The sequence below is a fragment of the Granulicella sp. dw_53 genome, from assembly GCF_018449545.1.
In the GTDB taxonomy this organism is placed as follows: Bacteria; Acidobacteriota; Terriglobia; order Terriglobales; family Acidobacteriaceae; genus Edaphobacter.
The window spans coordinates 300,424-318,009 of record NZ_JAAVUR010000002.1 but is presented as its reverse complement, the minus strand read 5'-3'; the positions used below and the strand labels follow the sequence as shown (position 1 = coordinate 318,009).

General features: G+C 56.8%; 12 protein-coding genes. 6 read left to right on the top strand and 6 right to left on the bottom strand.

All coding sequences use genetic code 11. The features are described from left to right. Positions 1–12: 12 nt before the first annotated feature. The gene (locus HB393_RS04265; protein ID WP_213803907.1) at positions 13–3,597 is read right to left on the bottom strand and encodes a putative Ig domain-containing protein; all 3,585 of its coding nucleotides are present in this window, start codon (positions 3,595–3,597) and stop codon (positions 13–15) included. 700 nt (positions 3,598–4,297) lie between these two features. On the opposite strand from HB393_RS04265, the gene HB393_RS04260 reads away from it, so the two are divergent. The 4 genes from HB393_RS04260 (at position 4,298) to rocD (ending at position 9,297) form a co-directional block, all read left to right on the top strand. Then, a complete protein-coding gene (locus tag HB393_RS04260; protein WP_213803906.1) occupies positions 4,298–4,912 on the top strand; it encodes a serine acetyltransferase in 615 nt (204 codons plus the stop codon). 18 nt (positions 4,913–4,930) lie between these two features. Beyond that, positions 4,931–6,037 (top strand): glycosyltransferase family 2 protein, encoded by a 1,107-nt coding sequence (locus tag HB393_RS04255; RefSeq protein ID WP_213803905.1) that lies wholly within the window; start codon positions 4,931–4,933, stop codon positions 6,035–6,037. A 116-nt stretch (positions 6,038–6,153) separates the two neighbouring features. Beyond that, positions 6,154–7,431: an O-antigen ligase family protein gene (locus HB393_RS04250; protein ID WP_213803904.1), complete on the top strand. Its 1,278-nt coding sequence runs from the start codon at positions 6,154–6,156 to the stop codon at positions 7,429–7,431. Positions 7,432–7,959: 528 nt separating this feature from the next. Next, complete coding sequence (gene rocD / locus HB393_RS04245; protein WP_255550782.1) at positions 7,960–9,297, top strand: ornithine--oxo-acid transaminase; 1,338 nt, start codon at positions 7,960–7,962, stop codon at positions 9,295–9,297. A gap of 62 nt (positions 9,298–9,359) precedes the next feature. Here rocD and HB393_RS04240 read toward each other — a convergent pair whose 3' ends face one another. Further along, complete coding sequence (locus HB393_RS04240; protein ID WP_213803903.1) at positions 9,360–9,758, bottom strand: hypothetical protein; 399 nt, start codon at positions 9,756–9,758, stop codon at positions 9,360–9,362. A 336-nt stretch (positions 9,759–10,094) separates the two neighbouring features. Here HB393_RS04240 and HB393_RS04235 point away from each other — a divergent pair, with 336 nt between their 5' ends. Continuing rightward, entirely contained in the window at positions 10,095–10,955 is an 861-nt protein-coding gene (locus HB393_RS04235) for a VOC family protein (protein ID WP_255550781.1), read from the top strand. Between the two features lie 14 nt (positions 10,956–10,969). On the opposite strand, the gene HB393_RS04230 is transcribed toward HB393_RS04235, so the two are convergent. The 3 genes from HB393_RS04230 to HB393_RS04220 form a co-directional block, all read right to left on the bottom strand. Next, positions 10,970–12,271: a GGDEF domain-containing protein gene (locus HB393_RS04230; protein WP_213803902.1), complete on the bottom strand. Its 1,302-nt coding sequence runs from the start codon at positions 12,269–12,271 to the stop codon at positions 10,970–10,972. Between the two features lie 285 nt (positions 12,272–12,556). After that, complete coding sequence (locus HB393_RS04225) at positions 12,557–13,045, bottom strand: hypothetical protein (protein WP_213803901.1); 489 nt, start codon at positions 13,043–13,045, stop codon at positions 12,557–12,559. Between the two features lie 11 nt (positions 13,046–13,056). Next, positions 13,057–14,502 (bottom strand): sigma-54 dependent transcriptional regulator, encoded by a 1,446-nt coding sequence (locus tag HB393_RS04220; RefSeq protein ID WP_213803900.1) that lies wholly within the window; start codon positions 14,500–14,502, stop codon positions 13,057–13,059. A 531-nt stretch (positions 14,503–15,033) separates the two neighbouring features. Here HB393_RS04220 and HB393_RS04215 point away from each other — a divergent pair. After that, positions 15,034–16,137: a sigma-54 dependent transcriptional regulator gene (locus tag HB393_RS04215; protein WP_213803899.1), complete on the top strand. Its 1,104-nt coding sequence runs from the start codon at positions 15,034–15,036 to the stop codon at positions 16,135–16,137. A gap of 72 nt (positions 16,138–16,209) precedes the next feature. Here the strand turns inward: HB393_RS04215 and HB393_RS04210 are convergent, their stop codons facing one another. Then, positions 16,210–17,586 (bottom strand): TIGR03013 family XrtA/PEP-CTERM system glycosyltransferase, encoded by a 1,377-nt coding sequence (locus HB393_RS04210; RefSeq protein ID WP_213803898.1) that lies wholly within the window; start codon positions 17,584–17,586, stop codon positions 16,210–16,212.

Genomic DNA, 17,586 nt, shown 5'->3' with positions numbered 1-17,586 from the left:
GTCCAACTACGTCTATTCAATTGCCCCAATAGAGGGCGGGCTTGCCCGCCGCACACCATTATAGTCAAGTGGGACTGAGGGTAGAGTGACTCCGGCTCCTCGAGCAGGGCTGCCTGAAGTCAGGTTGAAGTTGAAGTGATCGAGCGAGGTTTCATCGACCCATGTGGGTTGATTTTCGAGGAGTGGGCTCAAGCACATTTCTCCCGGGTTTCCTGTTGGGCAGTCGGTGTTCCGGACCCCGTAGAAAATGTTGTTACTGCGAACTATATTTCCGATGACGGCTTGGAAGTAGAAATTACCAGGCCCTCCAGCCTGCCCACCCATGTCAAGAGTGGTGGGATTGTTATATCCGAGGACGATATTGTTCTTGAACGTCAACGTACTGGCAGAGCAGCTTGTATCCCAGCAGGCAATGTCAAACGTAGTAGGAGCATAGCTGACGATCGTGTTATTGGCTAGCAGAGCGGTACCGCCTTGGCGCAGATTGAAGGACACGGCATCTTGAGCTCGGCAGAAGTCGGCCAAGTTTGCGTTATAGGTGCTGGGAGCGCCGGGAATCGGAGCCGACATCCGGAGGCAATTGCCAATCACCTCGTTATTGAGGACGGTTGCAGTGGTGAAGTTCGCGCCCCACTTGAACGTACCACCCGAGTTACCATATGCGGTCGAGTTGGTGATATTCAAGGTGTGTGATCCGCTATCGACGTGGCCTAGGTCCAAACCGTCCTGAGTGTTATAGCGGAAGGTAGAGTGATCGATACTTACATCCAGACCGGTGCCTGCAGCCGTTCCCACGCCGTCTCCGTAGCCACCAGTACTCTGACCGTAGCAGGACATGGCGGGGAAGGTGCTGACGACCGGGTACTCCTGGTTGCATCCACTCCACTCAATTGTGGAATAGTTGAACTTCCAGATAGCTCCGGCTGGGAATGGGGTTGCACTGCCATCATCGAAGTCCCAGCCAGCAGCGCCGTTATATGAGATGACACATCGGAGACAGGTAACGAGTCCGCCGATAGGCCCCTTGATACCGCGGCCTACGTGGCCGTGGATATAGAGATCCTGCATTAGGAGGTCATGAGTTGCAATGTCAGTATGTATTCCGTCGGAGTCGAAGTCGTCCACTGGTGCGCTGCTGCTGCAAGACGAAGGATAAACTGGGGATCCGAAGGACATGCAATTAGAGTGGCGCGTAATGTCTAAGCATTGAACATCGACGTACTGTGCTCCGGAAAGATTGACCGCGGTGATAACTCCGAAGCCGCCAAAGATCTGGGTTTTGTTGGATTCACCGCAAGACGCATAGTTCTCGCCAAGGATGCGCGTGTGCTGCGAGGCGGTACCGGCGGGAATAGCCGGATTGACACAGCCGATGTTATCTGCGCCGTAGCACCATGTGCCGCCTGCACCCGGGCCAGTGTTGGCATCCCACCCTACACGCCATGGGCCGCCGCGAAGGATGACAGTGTCGCCGCCCGAGATAACCCAGGCACGGTTGTTGTAGCTTTGGTCATCCCACAGGTAACGATAGTCGCTGTATGCGCAGTGTTGGTTGGTGCCGACTCCGCCGTAAGGTGCGTCGGCTTTGCCGTCACATTGGCCGTTGGTCTGCCTGGCAGAGTAGCGCGTGCCGCCATCCGGACGGATATACCATGTGGTACCCGGACCGCTGGCGGTCGCGGCTGCGATGACGATGGAGGATGCTGCCGACTTCGACTGGGCGGGCGAACTGCTGTCGGCGACGGAAGCGGTGAAGTTGAAAGTACCGGCGACGTTAGGGGTGCCTGAGACTACCCCAGTGGTTGCAGCAAGAGTGAGACCTGGTGGCAAGGAGCCGGCACTGATGGTCCACACGTAGCCAGGAGTACCTCCAGAGGCGGAGAGGGACTGGGCGAAGTTGGTTCCATCCGTTCCAGAGACAAAGCTAGACGACGTGATCGAGAGTGCAGTAGACGCAATTGTTATGGAGCTCGTCGCGGACTTGGACTGCGCCGGCTTGCTGCTGTCCGTCACAGTAGCGGTGAAGGCGGAGGTACCGGAAGCAGTCGGGGTACCGGAGACTACGCCAGTCGATGCCAGCGTAAGGCCAGCGGGAAGGCTACCAGCCGATACAGACCAGCTATAGGCCGAAGTGCCGCCTGCTGCTTGCAAAGACTGCGAGTATGCCGTGCCGCGAGTGCCGGCAGCCAGGTTTGAGGAGGTGATGGTCAGGGCCGAGGCAGACACGACGATCGAGGTAGCGATCGACTTGGACTGCGCCGGCTTGCTGCTGTCCGTCACAGTAGCGGTGAAGGCGGAGGTACCGGAAGCAGTCGGGGTACCGGAGACTACGCCAGTCGATGCCAGCGTAAGGCCAGCGGGAAGGCTACCAGCCGATACAGACCAGCTATAGGCCGAAGTGCCGCCTGCTGCTTGCAAAGACTGCGAGTATGCCGTGCCGCGAGTGCCGGCAGCCAGGTTTGAGGAGGTGATGGTCAGGGCCGAGGCAGACACGACGATCGAGGTAGCGATCGACTTGGACTGCGCCGGCTTGCTGCTGTCCGTCACAGTAGCGGTGAAGGCGGAGGTACCGGAAGCAGTCGGGGTACCGGAGACTACGCCAGTCGATGCCAGCGTAAGGCCAGCGGGAAGGCTACCAGCCGATACAGACCAGCTATAGGCCGAAGTGCCGCCTGCTGCTTGCAAAGACTGCGAGTATGCCGTGCCGCGAGTGCCGGCAGCCAGGTTTGAGGAGGTGATGGTCAGGGCCGAGGCAGACACGACGATCGAGGTGGTAATCGACTTGGACTGCGCCGGGCTGCTGCTGTCCGTCACAGTGGCAGTGAACTTGTTGAAGCTTGCTGCGGCCGTAGGAGTACCGGAGATGATGCCGGTTGGTGCCAGTGCAAGGCCTGCGGGAAGGCTGCCAGCCGATACAGACCAGCTATAGCCGGGGGTTCCACCATTGGCTTGTAGTGCCTGGGAATAAGGTGTGCCCTGGTTTCCAGCAACCAGACTGGAAGATGTGATCGTCAAGGCGGAGGGCCCCGCTGAAGCGGGAGGCGCTACAAGAATCGAGGTAGTAATCGACTTGGATTGCACCGGCTTGCTGGTGTCAGTCAAAGTGGCAGTGAACTTGTTAAAGGTCACCGTGGTCGTAGGCGTACCGGATATCACTCCAGCCGGTGAGAGGGTAAGGCCCGCAGGAAGGCTGCCAGCCGATACAGACCAGCTATAGCCCGGGGTTCCGCCATTGGCCTGCAGTGGCTGCAGGTAAGGAGCACCCTGAATTCCGCCTGGAAGCGAGACGGGCGCGATAGAGAGGGGAGCGGGAGATGCAACGTCGGTTGCGGCTACAGTGACTGCCACAGGCACCGACTGCTGACCATCGCTGGTATTTTGGACTTGCAGTTGAGCCGTAGAAGGATTTACGAGAACACTGCTGTCTACACTGCCCGCGAGCGTGCTGGCATCTACCTTAGTGGTTTTGAGGGCGTTTCCGTTCCAGAGAATGACTGCTTCGTCTCCGAAGGAGGTTCCAGCGACATGGATGGTCTGGGTGGGCGAACCTACTGGAATCAACGCAGGCTGAACTTGGCTGATGCGGGGAGCGGACACGATTGTCGCACCTGCCGCAGTGACACTGCTTCCACAGCCGATCGAAGCGAAGCATCCACCACTAACCACTACTGCTGCTAAAACCATCTTTAAGAGACTATTCAAAAGGCACCTCTGAAAAATCTTTCGTTTCTTTCTTCCCTGAGTACACGCCAAAGAACGGCCTAGGGCACTCACACAGAGGGGTCTGGGGAGTACCACGGAGGTCGTAGGAATATGTCGTTGGAACTGCCGAAAAGACTACGTTGCAATAGGCACAGAACCGCAGTATTGAGCTGAGGGGACGTGCCAATTGGGAGATGGGCCTAAGGCAGAGGAAAGATCAGAAACACAGTGTTCATAAGGCTAAGTACTTCAGAGGAGACACAGGTGCGCTGGCCCCCGCTTTGTATGGGCACAGGACCTCGAATACTTGGCGGGAAAACATGTCAATTGTAAGGGGGTCTAAGGCAGGGGAAAGATCAGAAGCACAGTGTTCATACGGCTCGGCGCTTCAGAAGAAGTGCCAAGCACTGTTACTCATAATACACAGAGGGAAGAAAACGCATTGTTGATTTCTCTGTAAAAAGAGGAACAGCCTGAACGATCATGTATCTTGACTGAGATCAACGTGTGAATTTCAAATGACTTGACCCACGCTAAAAGACATACGACAAATTGAGCGACAACGTGAGACTAGTTCCCAGCAGTAAGGAATGAAATGAACTCCAAACTATGGCAGACGCTTCGGGCCGATCTGTACCGCTACGGTGGCGGGACAAGCAGACGCGCTTTGTTTGCGGCTTATATCAACCATCCGGGGTTCCGCTTTACTTACTATCTGCGAAAGGTGGCTCACTATGCAGATAGTAAAAAATCGACCGGTGCTGTTGCCTACTTATACAACCGGTTTCATCTGCACCACTATCGATTCAAGTATGGTTTCGATATCTCACCGACGACAAAGATTGGTCCAGGACTATTCATCGGACACTTCGGTGGCGTGGTAGTTAGTCCATACGCAGTACTAGGATCGAACGTCAACCTCTCTCAGGGGGTTACAATTGGAGCCACGAGTCGAGGATCTCATATCGGTGCACCGACGTTGGAGGACCGAGTCTGGGTTGGGGCAAACGCTGTGATTGTAGGCAGAATTACAATCGGACGTGAAGCCCTGATCGCACCTGGGGCTTATGTCAATTTCGATGTGCCTAGTGGTTCCGTGGTGCTCGGCAACCCCGGCAAGGTGGTGTCGAGTTCGGGATCTGGAGGCTACATCAACAATGTCCTCGAAGAGGTTACAGAAAGCTCAGAAGATAAAGGGAATCTTCAATAGTCTGTTCTGGGGGACCGAGTGAAACTGATCTTCTGGATATCTTTTCTGCTGGTTGGTTATGCGTATGTGGGTTATGCGGCTTTGCTGTCAGTGTTGGTCCGGTTGCGGCAGCGGTCTGTTCATAAAGCGTACATAACGCCGACCGTCTCGATTGTGATTGCAGCTCGTAACGAAGAGAAGAATCTACCTCAAAAGTTGCAGAATCTGCGTTTACTGCAGTATCCACAGGAACTGATCCAGATCGTCGTTGTATCGGACGGTTCTACCGACGGAACTGCGGCATTTCTGCAAAGCTGCGAACCGCAGATTGTAGCGGTCATCTTGGATGATTCTCACGGTAAAGCCAACGCGTTGAACGAGGCGGTGCGACATACGACAGGAGAAATTTTATGTTTCCTGGATACTCGTCAGAACGTGGATGTGAATGCGTTATCGGAATTAGTTAGTTGTCTAGCGGATCCAGAGATAGGCGCGGCAAGCGGAGAGCTTCTCCTTGAGAATGCCGCGGGAAAGCCAGAGGATGCGCTTGGGCTGTACTGGAAGATCGAGAAGATCGTACGAAAGCTGGAGTCCGCGACTGGATCCGTAGTTGGAGTAACTGGAGCGATTTATGCGATCCGGCGAGAGTTCTATCGAGAGATTCCACCGGGAACGATCTTAGATGACGTTCATGTTCCGATGATGGTCGCTCGGCAAGGGAAACGAGTGGTCTTCGAACCGCTTGCGATCGCTCGAGACCGAATCTTTGCAGAAAAGGGCAAAGAATTTTCCCGTAAAGTTCGTACTCTCACTGGAAACTATCAGTTGTTGAAACAGGAGCCGTGGTTGATCTCTCCTGCAAATCCGCTTCTGTTTCGCCTGATAAGTCACAAGCTTCTGCGGCTATTGGTGCCGCTTCTGCTGGTCGTCATGGTTGTGAGTTCGGCAGCCTGTCAGGGGACTTTCTACCTGGTGATCTTCTGGCTCCAGATGGGATTCTATTTGCTGGCGTTGCTGGGCGCCTTGAATCCCGGAGCTAAGCGCATTCAGCCTGTCGCTATCGCCAATACGTTTGTAATGCTGAATGCAGCCGCAGCGTTCGCGTTCTACAATTTTGTTGCAGGCCGTAAAAAGGTTTGGGTGTAGGTAGCGGAGATGAGATGACGACGCGACCGGCATCGACGGGCAACTGAGAGGACCATCCCTTGGGAATTGGAATTGGGCACTATATTCCGCTTTTAGCGTACCTGGGGTTCTGGGTTATGTCCCTGGTATCACTGGGCGGTAAGCCCTTGTACGGTCTGTACTACATGATCCCATTTCTGCCATATCGCACGATGCGGGATCACTTTCTAGACTATCCTCTGGGCAGCAATGTGCTTTCGATCCTGGTGCTCGCGGTGGTGATTGGCGGCTTTATCCATTGCACAGAGCGGCCCAAGTCGAAGCTATACGGGATCTGGTTCGCTTTTGCCGTGTATTTATACGTCTCCATGTGGTTCGGTACCGCGCTGGGAAATGCGCCAGCTCCACTGTGGCTTTCCGACATCAATTTTGTAACCTGGAAAGATTACATGCTGATTCCGCTGGTATTTCTAGCGGCTGGGTTGGTGGTGAACGATCGGAAGGCGGTGCGGACCGTCATTCTCCTGACCGGATTTTCTCTCTTCGCCATCGACCGAAGTTGCCTGATGGAGAGTTTGTCGCATAGCTGGGCCAACTTTGACGAGAACAAACGAAGCGGTGGTCCGCTGGGTTACGGGTCGAACCAGACCGCCGCGTTTCTGGCCCAGTTTGGCATGTTCTTCTGGGGATTCGGGCAGTTCATGAAGCGTATCAAGGTCAAGCTGCTGTGCTACGCGCTAGTGGGTGCGACGATCCTGGCGACGATGTACACGTTCTCCCGCGGTTCTTACCTGGCGTTGCTGGCGAGCGTCTTTGTCCTTGCGATTTTGAAGGACCGCAAGCTTTTGGTGATCCTGGCGGTGTTCTTGTTCACATGGCAGTTCATTGTGCCGACGGCCGTGCAACAGCGGGTGAATATGACTTCGAACTCCAATGGCCGGCTGGAGGCTTCTGCCCAGGAACGCGTGGATCTCTGGACGGCTGCGAAGGACTCGATCATACACAGCCCGATCTTCGGAACTGGATACGCGACGTTTCAGATGGGCAAGCACACCGACGACCTGAAAGACACGCACAACTGGTACATCAAGGTGCTGGTCGAGACCGGGGTCATCGGAATCATCTTCGCCGCTTTGCTGATCCAACAGATGTTTTCGGTTGGATACAAGCTCTTCAAGACAGCGACTGATCCGCTCTACCAAGGACTCGGTCTGGGCCTGCTGCTGGCCGTGGTTTCGTGTGCGGTCGCTAACTTCTTTGGCGACCGGTGGACGTATATCGAGATCACCGCGCTTCTATGGCTTCTGGTCGGAGCGGCTATCCGTGCGAAACAATTGACCGAGGCAGAGGCCAAGACCGTGCCTGGCGACGTCGATACACCGCTCCGGATGATGCCGCAGGGGGCGTACCGGTGATGGATCGTCGCCCATGTGGAGCCCCAGGCACCACCCCTCCCCCCTTGCCGGGGCGTAAGCTGTTTCGATTGAGCGAGATGACGGCGTCTCCCTTTGCCAAAATATTCTAAACAAAAGGCTTACGGCCAAAACCGTCTGCCAGCGTCACTTACAGCAATCCCTCTCCCGGTTAACTTCAACGAGCTCCTGCCAATTGGCTGGAGCTCGTTGTTTTGGTTTCGACTCTGTTTCTATTTTACGAGATGGACCGAAACTAAAGTGCCACTTTGAAGTCGTTGGTTGACATGGAGTTAGGTAACTTTGGGACTTGACAATGGTTTTCCCGGCAAAATGCGGATTAAATCTGCAAGTCATTGACGATGAGGGTTTTCGAGCGCCTGTCTTGCCGCATAAACATACAGCGGACTCACATAAACATCCATTTCGGGGGCGAATCTTCTCTCGTGGCTCTGGTCCATGTAGCATAGAGGGAGGATCAGTCCCCAAGCTTCCTGCATTTTGACTGTGCTTCCGACATCGGACGGCGCATTGTGCTGCAAGCAAACTCCGGCAGCGCGGCCTATCCGCATGGGGGACATCGGCAGTATCAGTCGCTCAAAAGAGAGAGACGGACTCCCCGTGCCAGCCTCCCAGTCAATATTTCAATCAGCCACACGGCATGACTCCAGCCAGGCCGCAGAGCTTATCGCCTACGAAGAGCAGTACGGAGCCCATAACTATCATCCCCTCGACGTGGTCATCGAGCGCGCCGCTGGCGCCTGGGTGTGGGACGTCAACGGCCGCAAGTATCTCGACTTCCTGGCGGCCTACTCGGCGGTCAACCAGGGCCACTGCCATCCCGCGATTCTCAAGGCGTTCTACGAGCAGGTGCACAAGGTCACCCTGACCTCCCGCGCCTTCCGCAACGACCAGTTGCCGCTGCTGCTGAAGGAGCTTCACGACCTGACCGGATTCGACATGGCGCTGCCGATGAACTCCGGCGTCGAGGCGGTGGAGACGGCCATCAAGGCAGCACGCAAGTGGGGCTATACGGTGAAGGGCATCCCTGCCGACCAGGCTGAGATCATCGTGCTCTCCAACAACTTTCATGGCCGCACGACTACCGTCGTGGGCTTCTCGTCGGAGCAGCAGTACCGGGAGGGCTTCGGTCCGTTTACGCCGGGCTTCCGGCACGTGCCGCTGGGGGATATCGAGGCGCTACGTGCCGCCATTACGCCCAATACATGCGCCTTCCTGCTCGAACCGATCCAGGGGGAGGCTGGCGTGCTGATCCCGCCTGCTGGCTACCTTGCCGCCGCTGCTGCCGTTTGCCGGGAGAACAACGTCCTTTTGGTGCTGGATGAGATTCAGTCGGGGCTGGGACGCACGGGCAAGCTCTTTGCCTATGAGCATGACGGCATCACGCCTGACGTGGTCATCATCGGCAAGGCGCTCTCCGGGGGCTACTATCCGGTCTCGGCTGTGCTGAGCCGGCGTGATGTTCTGGGGGTCTTTACGCCCGGGGACCATGGCAGCACCTTTGGCGGTAATCCCCTGGCCTGTGCCGTAGCCAGGGCCGCGCTCAAGGTGATCGTGGACGAGGATCTCTCGGCCCGCTCGGCTACGCTTGGCGAATATACGCTGGCTCGCCTCCAGCAGATCGACAGTCCGCTGATCCAAGCGGTTCGCGGCAAGGGTCTGTGGCTGGCGGTGGAACTCAACGTACCTGCTCGGCCTCTGTGCGAAGAGCTGAAGGATCGCGGGCTGCTGTGCAAAGAGACGCACGACACTGTGATCCGGCTGGCTCCGCCGCTCGTGATCGAAGAGCCGGACCTGGCCTGGGCTTTGGACCAGATCGAAGCAGTCCTTACCAGCCACTCAGCGTAGATCATGTACATCCATACCGGGCACCCGCAGCTCCGCGCCCTCCAGCCCCTGCAAGATCGGCCTTACAAGAGGGTCAGCTTGACGTCGAGTTTTTTGATGAGGCCGTCGACCAGCTCGAACTCTTCGGTCCAGTCGTGGTGGCCCTCTTCGCTGACGGTTTTGCCGTCCACGGGCTGCACCAACTGGACGTTGCCGTGCATCCTCACGAGCGCATGGGTGGACGTCGCTTCTTCGAATTCGAGGTAAAAATTGCTGCCTGTCGTGAAGTACTGGAACCAATCCTTCAGGGAGTCGAAGTAGGCGTCGATGCCGTGATAGGTCAGCGTGCCACGGTAATCCCGGGAGATCGTCACCAGATCCGGCGTAAACAGCTTGGACTGTTCGCGGGCGAAGACCTCAAAGCCGCTCTCCTGAATGAGGGCGTAGTTCGTGAAAAACTGCTGGACTGTCTGATTGAACATGTTGTTTCCTAACCTTTTATTTTTCGCAGCCGGTGTAACTGATATCTTCTGTGCTCGAACGATTCGAGCTCCTGGCAAAAGACGCTAGGGGGTAAACACGATGAGTGCTAGATGATTCCGGCAGAGGGCCGGATGCGGCGAGAGAAGGACGGGCGGGCGGTTATCGCCTTGGTTTCCATTTTTGTTAGTAAAGAGTTAGCATTCGCAACTGAAGCGATCAACACCTGACCCAAGCGGATCGGTCCCGCTATGTCGCCGCAGGCTGCCGATTCCGGCATGGTGGTCTGCGATATTTTTCACCGATGCAACACCAATTTGGAGAGAGAGCCACAACGTATGTTCATGTCCAACCCTATCCCGCGTACCTTGAGCCTAGCAGCCGCGCTGCTGCTGGCTCCCTTCGCCTCCGGCCAGATTGGCGCTCCTTCGCCTCCGATCCACGGGTTGGCTCACATCGCTATCCGGGTCAACGATGTTGGGTTGTCACGGGCGTTCTACGAGAAGCTCGGCTACCAGCAGTCGTTCGCGTTCGATAAGAACGGGGTCGTCACGCAAGCTTTCCTCAAGGTCAACGACAGGCAGTTTATCGAGCTGTACCCGAAGCCGGCGCAGCCAGATAATCAGCCTGCGTATGGGTTTCTTCACCTCTGCTTCGATGGGGACGATCTTACGGCTCTGCATGACTACGATGTCGCGCAAGGTCTTACGCCTAACGCCGTACGCAAGGCCGGGGCGGGCAATCTGCTGTTCACGCTGCGCGGGCCGGAGAACCAGAATATCGAGTACACCCAGTACATGCCCGGCTCGCTCCACTTTGAGGACCGAGGCAAACATCTGGGGCCGAACCGGATCGCGGACAGCTTCTTCGCGGTAGGGCTAAGCATGAAGGATATCCCTGCAGCCATCAATTTTTATACGGTCAAGCTGGGCTTCTCTTTAGCGCCGCATAGCAAGACGGTGCTGCTCATTCCGGATAGTGAAGATCCGGGAGCGAGCGGAAGGATCCAGGCGCAGCAGATTTTGCTGCAGCCTCTGAATGGCACTGCTTCGCGGATCTTTCTCTTCGTTCCAGATCTGAAGAAGACCGAGCACGAGCTTAAGAGCCGCGGAGTCGACTTCAAGCATGGGAAGCATACCGTGATTGTGACCGATCCGGATGGGAATTTTCTGGTCTTTACCGCAGAGAAGATCTCCTAGAGATTCCAGGAGGGTCAGGCGAAGGGTTGATGTCCGACGCCCGGAGCCTGGCCTATGCTGGGAGGCGTCGGGACGAGGTGCGGGCGGGTATAGGTCATGACGGCTTCGCCGTAGCAGACACAGTTGCGGCCGCTGTCCTTGGCCTCGTACAGGGCTTTGTCCGCGGCCTCCAGCAGGCCATCGGGCTTATCGGTGTGGGTGGGCCAGCAGGTCGCTACGCCGCAGCTTACCGTCGCCCAGACCGAAGGCAGCTCGGGGACCTCTTCCAGGGCTGGAGTTCCGGCTACCTCGATCAGCTTGCGGATGCGCTCGGCTACGAGCATGCCGACTTCGGGACTTGCGCCTGGGAGCAGCACCACGAACTCCTCCCCGCCGAAGCGTGCTGCGAAGTCCTGCTTGCCTCGCAGCGCCTGTTGCAGCAGCAAGGCCACACGCTTGATGACCTGATCGCCGTAGAGGTGTCCGCAGAGATCGTTGACCGCTTTGAAGTTGTCGATGTCGATGACTACCGCCGAGAGCGGTGCGCGCGAGGTGAGCGCCTGCTTCCACAGAACCATGTACTGGTTGGTGAAGGAGTGGCGGTTCGCCAGGCCGGTTAGCGAGTCGAGGGTAGAGATGCGCATCAACTCCTCGTTGCTCACTGTGAGCTGCGCGCTCTGGATCTCGCCGCGTAGGCGTTGCAGGTAGCCCATGCGCTCGTCGCGGCCGAGGGTGTAGTTGGCCATCACGGTCATGGAGATGGCGCATAGCGTCAGCATTGCAGCGAAGATCTTCTCTGCGGAGCCTTCGAAGTTGTTGCGATAGAGAAATATCAGGTCGCCGGCCATCATCGCGACCGAGGCAGCGAGCGCGTAGGGGAACTGCAGCCGCATGACGACGTTGGTGAACAGCACCACGATGATTACGCCGACCTGCGCGTAGGTCGGACCCATCGCGTAGGGGCCGAGCTCCAGATAGAGGTGCGTGTAGCACATCCAGCAGGCGGCGAGGGCGATGCTCAGCTCGCGGTAGACGGGGACTGGCTTCACACGCATGGTGACGTTCACCATGAGCGCGACGGGAGTGATGAGGCAGGATCGGACCAGCAAGGTCTTCCAGGAGATGGTGTGGAGGAGAAAATGATTCGCAAACAGGAACAAATTGAAGAACGCAATCGCGATCAGGGTCTCGATCCATAGGCGCTGCGTTCTGTAGGTGGAGATGTCCTGCTCAAACCGCTCTTCGAGGGGCTCAGGAAATCGGAGCCACTCGAATCGATGCAGCGACAGGCGCTCGATCTGCTTCGGAATCAGGGCGTAGATGGGAGGGGCTGACATTTTGAGGAGTTGACCTGTTTGCGCGTTGATAGAACACAGTCACCGCTTTAGTATAGGTACCCCCAAAGGTACTTACGCTGCCACTTTAGTGGGATGCTTCAGCGGTTCATGGGAGCTGATCTTGATGAAGATTTACAGCGCTCTATAGGGGTATTCGACGCTCAGGAAGCGAGGCCGGTTGGATACCGGAGCAGACTGTTTTTTGCACAAACAGGGGAGGTGTGTGCGATGAATCGCATCCCCTTCCGATGTCTCGGGAAAGGGATGCGATTCGTTGGATTTTCTTTAGTTCGTCTTGAACATCTTGGGAGCGTTGCGCATTCCGAGGACGTTGAAGTCCTTGAGGCGGTCCTTCAAGACGTAGATCAGACGGTTGTTGCCGTTGGGATCGGTGGGCATCATGAAGAAGCCCTGCTCGAGGACGTAGTCGCGGGTGTTGCTGATGATCCCCTCAATGGTCTCGCCGTCGTGGAAGGCGATGCGCACCCAAAGGCCTTGAACGATTGGGGCGTTCTCGTGGAAGTGGAGGGCGCGGTGGCGGAGGTCGCCGTCGAAGGTCTTCACAAAGAAGACGGCCTTGGCGTTCTTGGTGGAGACTTCCTCGGAGATGTTTGAGTCCACCAGCTTCAGCCGGATGGATTCGAACGAGGATGTGGGTTCATTCCGCAGCAGTTGATCGATGGAACCGAGGTCGCTGGCTTCAGCCAGACCTCGGACGGCATGATCTTCGTAGCGGATGACGATGCGATAGGTTGTAGAAGACTCTGATTCCACTCGACTCCCGGCTATGCGCGATTCTGCGGCGACAGATCGTACTGCTTGATCTTGTACAGCAGAGCCTTGTAGCTGATTTGAAGGTCGTTTGCCGCTGCCTTCCGATTCCATCCAACCCCCTCCAGTACCTGCGCGATGGCCGTGGATTCAGCCTCGCCCTTAAGGCTTCGTACGAGAGCCTTAAGTCCTGCGCCGTTGGGAGCCTCCGAAGACGATCCCAAGGATGCTGTCTCCACGCTTTCGGGTGGGGCCAGCTCGTCGAGGATCGCTCGTTCGTCGCCCAAGACGAGATAACGGTTTACTACGTTCTCCAACTCGCGGAGATTGCCGGGCCAGTGGTGAGCCACCAAGGCGTCGATCAGGTTCTTCGAGAACGGCAGGACTTCGCGGCCGTATCGCTTGGAGCCCTTGCGCATGAAGTACTCGGAGAGCACAGGAATCTCTTCCTTGCGCTCGCGCAGCGGGGGGATGCTCAAGGTGAAGCCGTTCAGGCGGTAGTAGAGATCTTCACGAAAGCTCTTGTTCGCCATCGCTTCCTTCATATTGATGTTGGTCGCGGCGATGACACGGACGTCGACCTTCATCGGGGAGCGGCTGCCTAAGCGCGAGAAGGTTCCGTCCTGCAGGACCTGCAGGAGTTTGGCTTGCAGGATCGCGGGCATCTCGCCGATCTCGTCCAGGAAGATAGTTCCTCCGGTGCAAGTCTCGAACTTGCCCGGCTTGGTCTTGATCGCGCCGGTGAAGGCGCCCTGCTCGTAGCCAAACAGCTCGCTCTCCAACAGGTCGGCCGGAACTGCGGCGCAGTTAACCTTGAGGAAGATCTTCGAGCTTCGCGAGGACATCTTGTGGGTATAGAGAGCGAGGATTTCCTTGCCGGTTCCGCTCTCACCCAAGATGAGCAATGGGATATCGGCGCGTGCTACCAGCACGGCCTGAGCCTCGAGGTCGCGCATACGCTTGCTGGACCGCACGAACGAGTGCGTCTCGTTCAGCGGGATCTCGCGCATGGTGTCGGCGATGGCCGCTTTTTTGTCTTTGTCTGCGGTGACCGCGGCGAGGTGCTCTTCGATCGCCTGCTGTACGTCGCTTCCCAGGAAGGGCTTCATCACAATGGCGCGAACACCCAGGCGGATCACCATCTCCAGATCGCCGAGCTCGGCAGAGCAGGAGAGGACGATGACCGGCAGGTTCGGCTTGGTGCAGCGGATGTGGGTCAGCAGCGGCATGGGATCGCGGTTCGCATGTAATGCGAGCAAAAGGAGATCCGGGTCGCCGGTCTGCTCCAGGCGGTCCAGAAGCGTCTGCTCCTCGGAGAAGAGGCTGAGGGAGTACTGGTCGCCGAGCGTAGAGCGTAGATAGTCCAGAACTGCAAGATCTGGTTCCAGGATAAGGACCTGGGCACGGGCTTTAGCGTTTGATTTTAGGACAGACATTGAATAAGACAACGATGCCGACATAGAAAAACCCCTGTTTCGGCCAGCATGGGATTAGTGCCCACTTCGGCCAAACTCGTGAACTTGAAGCTCTGGCCCATCAAGTCCCTTACTAACCAGCCCCAGATATGATCTTTAAATCGTCTCCGTGTTAGAAATTGATGAGGCGTTGCGTAGTACTTCGCAAAACCATTCTCAAGTTCCTTGGGAAATCAAAGAACGTTAGCAGACAGTGTTACTAATCTTGCTGACAAAAGAGATAAAGGTTTTCCCTTTCTCTCTTAGAGTACTGCAAGCTTACATGGTTGTAGGTAGGTTGGAGAAATTAAAAAGTTCTTTTTTCCTATTGTTACCTTAGTAATAAATTTACAAGTAACCGCTCCAATGTTGAACAACAAGCTTCCACCAAGACAACTTTTTCCGGTTTTTCATATACGCGCTCTATTGACCATAGATTGACCTTAAATTGGCCCCTGAATGACTCGGAAATGGCTATCAACGTGCTTGTTGACGTATGTACCAGTCTTTCCGGACTGCCGACCTTGATAGGAAAAAATGACCTTGGTGCACAACAATGAGTCCGCGACGTTACTTGATCTGCCCCCTCTCGACATTATCTTCGGGAAGACTCCTGCGATGCAGGCGGTCCGGAATAAGCTAGAGCGGGTCGCGGAGACGGACGTTCCCGTTTTGATACAAGGCGAGAGCGGCACTGGGAAAGAGATTGCCGTGCGCCTTCTGCATGCTTTCTCGATGCGCGCCCGGGGCTCTCTGGTGAAGGTGAGTTGTCCCGCGATTCCGAACTCCCTGCTGGAGACTGAGTTATTCGGCTATGAAAAGGGAGCTTTTACGGGGGCGATGAGCACCAAATTGGGACGCGTCGAACAGGCCCACAATGGAACTCTTTTTCTCGATGAGGTCGGAAGTTTAGACCTGGCGGTTCAGTCGAAGCTGCTGCAAGTGTTGCAGGATGGTACTTTCGTCCGGGTCGGCGGACACGAGCCCCGCTCCATCGCGACTCGCCTGGTCTCCGCCTCGAACGGCGATCTTCGCAGCCAGGTCGAAGAGGGAACCTTCCGGCTGGATTTCCTCTTCCGCATTAATGCAGTGACGATTAATCTTCCACCTTTGCGGCAAAGAATTGCCGATTTGCCCATTTTGATCGATCATTTCATCGAGCACTACGCCAAGGCCTTCCAGAGCACCCCGGAGCTGCTCTCCAAGAGCGCCGTGCGCCTGATGCAGAACTACCACTGGCCGGGCAACATCCGCCAGTTGGAGAACCTCATCCGAAGTTACGTCCTGATCGGAAGCGAAGAGGCCCTGGTCGCGGAGCTGATGCCGGATACCCCCCGCAACGGCGGAATCACGACGGAGATCGACCTGAGCGAGCCGGTGTCGCTGAAGCGCATTACGAAGCAGGCGACCCAGGATCTGGAACGGCAGATCATCCTCAAAGTGTTGCAGGCAAATAGCTGGAATCGGCAGAAGACGGCGAAGTGGCTCCAGATCAGCTATCGCTCGCTACTCTACAAGCTGAGCGAGGCCGGCATGCCGGAGGTTCCACCCCGCCCGATCCGTGTGCCTCAACTGATGAAGAAGACACCCGACGAACGCACCCTCAAGACGGCGCTCTCCTCCCGGAACCGGGTCTACTAACGGAACGAAATGAGTAGAGCTAGATGGGAATGAGCAGGCAGATGCCGAAAGTGCGGATGCCGCGCCCAGACCCTACTGGGCGCCTTGCCGTCGAATGATGGTCTTGACGGTCTCGAACATGATCAGCAGGTCCAGGCCAAGCGTCATGTGCTTGATGTAGTACAGATCGAACTCCAGTTTTTCCCGAGCCTCAGCCAGGGTTGCGCCGTAGCCGTAGCGGACCTGCGCCCAGCCGGTGAGACCGGGGCGGATCATATGCCGCAGCTCGAAGTAGGGAATCTTTTCGACCAGCATGGGAACAAACTCCGGCCGTTCGGGGCGCGGGCCGACAAAGCCCATATCGCCGCACAGGACGTTCCAAAGCTGGGGCAGCTCGTCCAGGCGGGTCTTGCGCATGAACATCCCGACCCTGGTGACGCGCGGATCGTTCTTGGTCGCCCATTTTGCTCCGCTTACCTCGGCGTCGATCCGCATGGTGCGGAACTTGTGGACCTTGAAGGTCCGCCCGTTCATTCCAACCCGAACCTGGTGAAAGAAGATGGGGCCGGGGGACGACAAGCGCACCAGCAGAACAATTAGAGGAAGGAACGGGAGAACGAGGAGCAGGCCGACGGCCGCCGTCAAGGTGGAGACGATGCGCCGCGAGATCTGCTGCGACGGCTTGATGCGAAATCCTTCGCTGAAGATAAAGCTGCTGGGGCTGATGCTGTTGAGGTGCAGCTTTCCGGTGAGACGCTCCAGGAGCGCGGCCGAATCCTCCACCACAATTCCGTTGAAGCGTAGCTTGATGAGCTCTCGCACCGGAAGCTCTCCGCGGCGCTCTTCGAGCGCGATGATGACGCGGTCGACGGGAGGATTGGGGCCCAGGAACTTCTCCATGGCGGCTTCGAACGCCTCTTTGCGGCGGTCCTTGTCGGGCGTGACTTCGTCCGATCCGACGATCTCCATGCCTGCGTCTTTTCTTGTGCGCAGGGTTTCGATGACGGTCTGCGCCCGCTCACCCGAACCCAGCACATAGACCCGTTCGCGAAAGACCTTGTGTCCGATGATCCATTGATAGGCGCTGCGCCAGGCCACCAGGGCTATGGTGAGGAAGGTGAGGCCCAGTACCAGGACGTAGCGGGCGATATCCATGGCCGGAAAGAAGTACGTAATGGCCGACAGAAGAAAGGAGAGGAAGCCCAGCACGAGCAACAGTCGGAAGTAGATCTCCCAACGCGCCGAGATGCGTTGTGGCTCGTACAGATCGAAGTAGTACGATGCCAGCAGCGTGAGCACGGTGAGACCCAGAATCTTGAGGCCACCGTACTCGTAGTTCAGCACCAGATAGGTATCCGGCCCTGTCAGCAGCACCGTCGCCAGCAGAAAGGAGCCAGTTACGATCAGGGTTTCGCAAAGCAGAAGAACAATGGTGCGGGTTGGGTAGTACACATTGAACAGCCGTATCAT